The sequence below is a fragment of the Marivita sp. genome, assembly GCF_017643905.1.
Taxonomy (GTDB): domain Bacteria; phylum Pseudomonadota; class Alphaproteobacteria; order Rhodobacterales; family Rhodobacteraceae; genus Marivita.
In genome coordinates this window covers 1-5,588 of the sequence record NZ_JAEPMO010000209.1, presented here as the reverse complement: position 1 = coordinate 5,588, position 5,588 = coordinate 1, and the positions used below count along the sequence as shown (strand labels likewise).

At 60.2% G+C, this 5,588-nt stretch carries 7 protein-coding genes; all 7 read right to left on the bottom strand.

Annotated features, from left to right (window positions below):
* Positions 1-83: 83 nt before the first annotated feature.
* Positions 84-575, bottom strand: a complete 492-nt coding sequence (locus JJ869_RS21565) for a delta-class carbonic anhydrase (RefSeq protein ID WP_292270632.1) — start codon at positions 573-575, stop codon at positions 84-86.
* A gap of 3 nt (positions 576-578) precedes the next feature.
* Complete coding sequence (locus tag JJ869_RS21560) at positions 579-767, bottom strand: hypothetical protein (protein WP_292270630.1); 189 nt, start codon at positions 765-767, stop codon at positions 579-581.
* A gap of 264 nt (positions 768-1,031) precedes the next feature.
* Positions 1,032-1,649, bottom strand: a complete 618-nt coding sequence (locus JJ869_RS21555) for a chloramphenicol acetyltransferase (RefSeq protein WP_292270628.1) — start codon at positions 1,647-1,649, stop codon at positions 1,032-1,034.
* 1 nt (position 1,650) lies between these two features.
* Complete coding sequence (gene phnE / locus JJ869_RS21550; RefSeq protein WP_292270625.1) at positions 1,651-2,985, bottom strand: phosphonate ABC transporter, permease protein PhnE; 1,335 nt, start codon at positions 2,983-2,985, stop codon at positions 1,651-1,653.
* Between the two features lies 1 nt (position 2,986).
* Positions 2,987-3,862 carry a phosphonate ABC transporter, permease protein PhnE gene (gene phnE, locus JJ869_RS21545; protein ID WP_292270624.1) on the bottom strand — a complete coding sequence of 292 codons (876 nt, stop codon included), beginning with the start codon at positions 3,860-3,862 and terminating at the stop codon, positions 2,987-2,989.
* 96 nt (positions 3,863-3,958) lie between these two features.
* Positions 3,959-4,867 carry a phosphonate ABC transporter substrate-binding protein gene (gene phnD / locus JJ869_RS21540; protein WP_292270623.1) on the bottom strand — a complete coding sequence of 303 codons (909 nt, stop codon included), beginning with the start codon at positions 4,865-4,867 and terminating at the stop codon, positions 3,959-3,961.
* Positions 4,868-4,928: 61 nt separating this feature from the next.
* The coding region (locus JJ869_RS21535; RefSeq protein ID WP_292270622.1) for a phosphonate ABC transporter ATP-binding protein at positions 4,929-5,588 on the bottom strand (660 nt) is incomplete at its 5' end.

The following is a 5,588-nucleotide window of genomic DNA, read 5'->3' as shown; positions in this document are numbered from 1 at the left end:
GAAGCATGTTCCTGAAGGACCTCATCCAAGAGCCGCAAGACAGCAGTCGGATCGACAAAGCGAGAACAACCCGTCGGCGGGGATCAAATCGCTTGGCCAAAATCTATTGACAGAGAGGGAACCGTTACCGAAGTCCCGACCATTGGACCTGTGGTGGACCCTTCGTATTGCACAGGGGTTCCGGTATCAGTCGGGATGTTGATTGCCTGATGCAGTCCATTGACAACGTCATGTGCCGTCAGCGTCACGAAATCGAGTGCGGATTCAACCGTCACAAGCACGTAGACTTGGGTTTCCACACGCAGCTGCGGGTTCATGATTGCTTTGCTCAGGCAGGCTACAAGGGTCGGGCCAGGGCTGACCTGCGCGGTAGTGTGGACATAGTGGACTTCGATGGTGTCACCGGGAACCAACGGGTGGTCGGCGTCACCGATCACCTGATCAATCGGGGCAAGCTCTGCCTCGGTCAGAGTGCCCGAATACCCGAAGCCCGTGCCAAATCCTTTGCCGTCGCCGTTTCCCAGGTACGTGGTGAATTCACCACCCTGATGCTCGGCGCCTGCGTGAAAGTGAATGTTTCAGAGGTTCATTTCGGTGAACGGCGGTGCATCCGCGAACACGCGATCATTTTCGCCCATGGGAGCGTCAATGTTGCGCGGTGCCTGAGGACCAAATCCCTTGCCGTCTGTGTTGGCCGCCAAGGCTGCGCGCTGCTCTGCAATCACGCTGTCCGACACGGTTTCCTGTGCCAAAGCGGCCGAGGCCATTGCAAAAATTGCGGTGGTCGAAAGCAGATCTCATCGATCTCAGTGTCATGATAGCCCCTCAGGTTGTCGCTCGATCGCAACCTAGGGGGCCAGCAGGGCCTGTTGAAGCAACTTAACGGTTCATTCATCGCGCGTTCATTTTCCGTTAATGTTTGGTCTGTTTTCAAGCACAAGGGCTCTTCAGTGCAATCACTGACCGCCAAATTTTGTGGATTGTTGCAAGCGGTCCGATGCCGTCGGGGGCGGGTCACGTGAGCGAAGCAGTCAGCCCCCGAACCGATCCAGGAACTCTTCCGCGCGGAGCGAGCGGAAATCATCCAAGGCCATGCGAAGCGCATCATGGGGCCAGTCCCACCACGCAAGTGCGATCAGGCGCTCGGCGATCTCGGGCGGTTGACGGTCACGCATGACCCGCGCCGGGGTTCCGGCAACGATGGTGTAGGGGGCGACGTCCTTGGTGACGATGGAGCCACTGGCCACGACTGCGCCATGTCCCAGAGTGACCTCGGGTTTGATCATCGCGCCGTGGCCGATCCATGTGTCATGGCCGATCACCGCGCGCCGGGATCTGCGGTGATTGAGGAAATCCTCGTCCGGGCGAGCATCGTCCCAGTAATCCTGCGATCGGTAGAGGAAGTGGTGACAAGCCGCCGTGTCCAGTGGGTGGTCCGTGGCCCCGATCCGTACGAAGCTCGCGATATTTGCGAATTTGCCCACATGCGCATTGGCAATGTCGCCATATCGGTCGCAATAGCTGTAATCGCCGATATGGCTGTTGGTGATCCGGCTGCCCATGTCGATCTCGGTATAGGCGCCGAAGGTGCTGTTCGTCAGGGTGCAGCCCTCGTGGACGAAGGGTGCGTCATGTTTGAGGCGGGCCATATCAGTCCTTGCGGCCTATCAGTTTGCCGCGCAGCCAACCCGAGAACCAGTCCATCGCGATGACCATGAGGATCACCAGCACGATGTAGTAGGACACTTCCTCCCAATCTTTCTGGGTCTGGATGGCCTGAGTGATCAGAAGTCCGATCCCGCCCCCCGTGATCGCGCCGATGATGGTCGCGGATCGGGTGTTCGATTCAAGGAAGTAGAGGATCTGGCTAAGCAGGATCGGCATGATCTGCGGGATCACGCCAAAGCGGTAGCGCTGCAGCGGCTTTGCCCCGGTGGAGGCGACGCCTTCGATCTGCTTTTCATCGACGTTTTCAAGAGCCTCGGAGAAGAGTTTTCCGAAACTGCCGCTGTCGGTGATGAGGATCGCCAGAGCGCCGGTCAACGGGCCCGGACCAAAGGCGCGCGACAGAACGATGGTCCAGATCAGGGCATCCACACCGCGCACGAAGTCGAAGAAGCGCCGCGCGATCTGACGCGCCAGTAGCAAGGGGGTGAAGTTCTTGGCGGCGATAAACGCGAGTGGCAGGGCGATCATCGCGGCGCCCATCGTGCCAAGGAAGGCCATCAGCACGGTCTCGCCAAGCGCCCAGACCACGTCCTTGTGTCGCCACATGGCGTTATTCCAGAAATCCTGAACAGCACCGGTGATGTTGCTGCGGGTCTCGTCCAGTTGCGGGCCGAACACGATCTGGAAAACGGATTTGTTGTGATAGGGGCTGTCGAGCGTGAACCAGAACAGCTCCCATCCAAAGAAATAGCGGAACACTTCTGTCTTGGAGCGTGTCATGGTCAGACGTCCCGCATCGGTGCGGATGTCAAGTCGTGCTTTGGAATAGCTGATCCAGTCCGGCAGGTCCGCTTCGGGCAGGGACAGGGTCACGCCATCGGTGCGGGACACCTGTGCGGTGATTTCGCCAAAGGTGGGATGCAAGTAAACCGCGCTGTTGTCCGGGCCAAACAGCACGCGATGCCCATCCGGCAGGTCGACCACGGCGCCTTCGTCGGTCATCTCGACCCAGTCGGGGGTCATGCCGTCGGGATAGGCCCCCTTGCGCTCGCCTTCCTTAGCGACGGTGATGTCGCCCGAGCGGTTGTCGCGGGTCACTTGCGTCTTGTAGCTGTAGCTGTCCGACACCAGCGTCGCCGCATTGTCGAGGCGCATGCGGTCGGCAAGACCGGGGACGTCAAAGGCAAAAAAGACGTAAACAAGATATGCGAGGATCAGACCCGGAATGCCGAAATTCTTCAGGCGCTTGCGGGCAAAAATCTTGTCGGCTTCGTCTTTGAGCGTTGAGACTGGCAGGGTGACGGTTGCGTCGGTCATGTCAGTGGCCTCCGGTGCCGATCAGGCGATTGCGGAAATGCGAAGAGACCTGATCCACCACCACGATGGTGATGAAGAGCAGTATGAAGATGGCGGCGGCCTCGTCGAACCGGCCCTGTCCCCAGGTCATGGAGTTGCGCAGCTCGTAGCCGATGCCGCCCGCGCCCACAAAGCCAAGGATGGCCGAGGCGCGGATGTTGATCTCAAGACGCAGCAGTGCATAGGACAGGTAGTTCGGTGCGACCTGCGGGATCACGCCCAGCATCATGCGCTGCATCCAGTTCGCGCCAACCGACTCGAGCCCTTCCACGGGTTTGAGATCGGCGTTTTCGTTCACTTCGGAGTACAGCTTACCCATGGCACCGGCTGTGTGCAGCGCGATGGCGACCATTGCAGGCACCGGCCCGCCGCCCATCATGAAGATCAACACCAGCGCGATCACGATCTCGGGGATAGCGCGCAGGATGTCTGAGATACGGCGGAAAACAGGGATCAGGAGCGGCCATTTGGCGAGACCACGGGTCGACATCAGCGACAGCCCCAGCCCGATGATCACACCGATCAGGGTGGCCACGGCGGCAATGTTCAGGGTTTCGATCAGCGCTGGAAGATATTTGACCATCAAGCCCGGCAGGTTCGCCCGCTTTTCCCATGCTTCCGACACGACACCGGCCGGGAAATCAAGCATCTGGTGCCAGCCGTCCCAGAACCCGCCCGCGTTGCGTGCATCCGCGACATAGAAGCCCGACACCATGAGCAGAACGAAAATCGCAATCGCGATGCCGCTATACATGCGCTTCTGGCGCGTCAGGGCCATGTAATGCATCTGGATGTCTCCCACAGAGGGCTGCGGGCTATGGAGCGTGGCGTCTGTCATGGATGAGAGCCTTTTCTGGCGCGTATGCCCACCCCCGGATCAGGCCGGAGGTGGGCTGGTGTGACCGAGCCGTTGGCCGATCACCAAGAGCATGGATCAGTTGTTCATCTGTGCCTTACGGACGGCGATGATGGTCTCGTAGGCGTCGTGGCCGATCGGCTCGAAGCCGGCGGTCTCGCCTGCAGCCACGCCGTAGAGGCATTCCTGATCTTCTTGCAGCGTTGTCTGCATCAGTTCGACCATCTTGGTCTTGACGTCCTCGGGCAGAGCCGTGCGCAAAACGATCGGGCCTTCCGGGATCGGCTTGGACTTCCAGATTTCGACCAGTTCGTTCATGTCGACAAGGCCGGCATCCACAGCGCGGCGCAGGGCGCCCGAGTTGTAGCCATCTTCCCAGTTGCCCAGACCGTCGGCCCAGGTCACACCGCCGTCGATGTCGCCGTTGAATACGGCAACGATGGTCTGCTCGTGACCGCCGGTGAACTTGACTTCACCGAAGTAATCGCCGGATTCCATGGTCGCACCGGTGGCCTGCGGGATTTCGACGGAGGGGATCAGGTAGCCCGAAGTGGAGTTCGGATCGCCAAAGCCGAAGACCTTGCCCTGCATGTCTTCGAGCGAGGTGATGCCGCTGTCCTTGCGGGCAAAACCGATGGAGTGATACGAGAACGAACCGTCGAGGTTGGTCTTGACCAGAACCGGCTCGATCGCGTCTTCATCTTCCAGATAGGCGGCGGCATAGGCCGATGCGCCGAGCCACGCCATGTCGATGGAGCCGCCCAGCAGGCCCTGGATCACCCCGTTGTAATCGGCCGGTGCAAAGAGGCGCGTCGGAACGCCAAGCAGCTCTTCGGTGTCGGCGCGCAGGCATTCGTTGTTGTTCAGACGGTCCTGAGCGTTCTCGCCGCCCAGCAGGCCGATGCGGAACTCGGTGATCTCTTGAGCGAAAGCAGCGGTGCTCAGAGCGGTCGTGGTCGCAAGCGCAAGTGCGATGGTCTTTTTCATCTGTCTCTCCATTGGGTGTGATGAAAGGCAAAGACCCCGCCGGAGCGGGGTTTCAACTGGATCAGGCCACCACGAGGGTCGCGTTGGCTCTGTCCAGTGTCTCGATGGCGGTGGAGGTGGCGGCTTCCGAGAAATCCGCGCCTGCGCCATAGATGTCGCGGGCGACACCGGTCGTCAGTTGGTCGGGGCGTCCGTCAAAGACGATCCGCCCGTCGCGCATCCCGATCACCCGGTCGCAATAGCGCCGCGCGGTGTCGAGCGTGTGCAGGTTGGCGATGACCATGCGCCCGTCTTCTTCGTGAATGCGGCGCAGCGCGTCCATCACGATCTGGGCGTTCATTGGGTCAAGGCTTGCAATCGGTTCGTCGGCCAGAATGATGCTGGGATCCTGCATCAGTGCCCGCGCAATGGCGACGCGCTGCTGCTGGCCACCTGAAAGCGCTTCGGCGCGTTTCGGGGCCTGTTCTGCCATGCCAAGCCGGTCAAGGATTTCGATCGCCTTGTGGATGTCCTCTTGAGGGTAGAGGTTGAACATTGTCGCAAAGGTCGACCGGCGGTTCAGCGTGCCGTGCAGAACGTTCGACACAACGTCCATGCGCGGCACAAGGTTAAACTGTTGGAAAATCATGGCGCAATGGGACTGCCATTCGCGCTTTGCCGCGCCTTTGAGTGAGGTGATCTCGCGGCCTTCGAACACGATCTCGCCCGAGGTGGAATCGCT

Bases quoted from the DNA above. Each gene is read 5' to 3' on its own strand.
- JJ869_RS21560 (WP_292270630.1), bottom strand. From the start codon at position 767: ATGGCCTCGGCCGCTTTGGCACAGGAAACCGTGTCGGACAGCGTGATT.
- JJ869_RS21555 (WP_292270628.1), bottom strand. From the start codon at position 1,649: ATGGCCCGCCTCAAACATGACGCACCCTTCGTCCACGAGGGCTGCACC.
- phnE (WP_292270625.1), bottom strand. From the start codon at position 2,985: ATGACCGACGCAACCGTCACCCTGCCAGTCTCAACGCTCAAAGACGAA.
- phnE (WP_292270624.1), bottom strand. From the start codon at position 3,862: ATGACAGACGCCACGCTCCATAGCCCGCAGCCCTCTGTGGGAGACATC.
- phnD (WP_292270623.1), bottom strand. From the start codon at position 4,867: ATGAAAAAGACCATCGCACTTGCGCTTGCGACCACGACCGCTCTGAGC.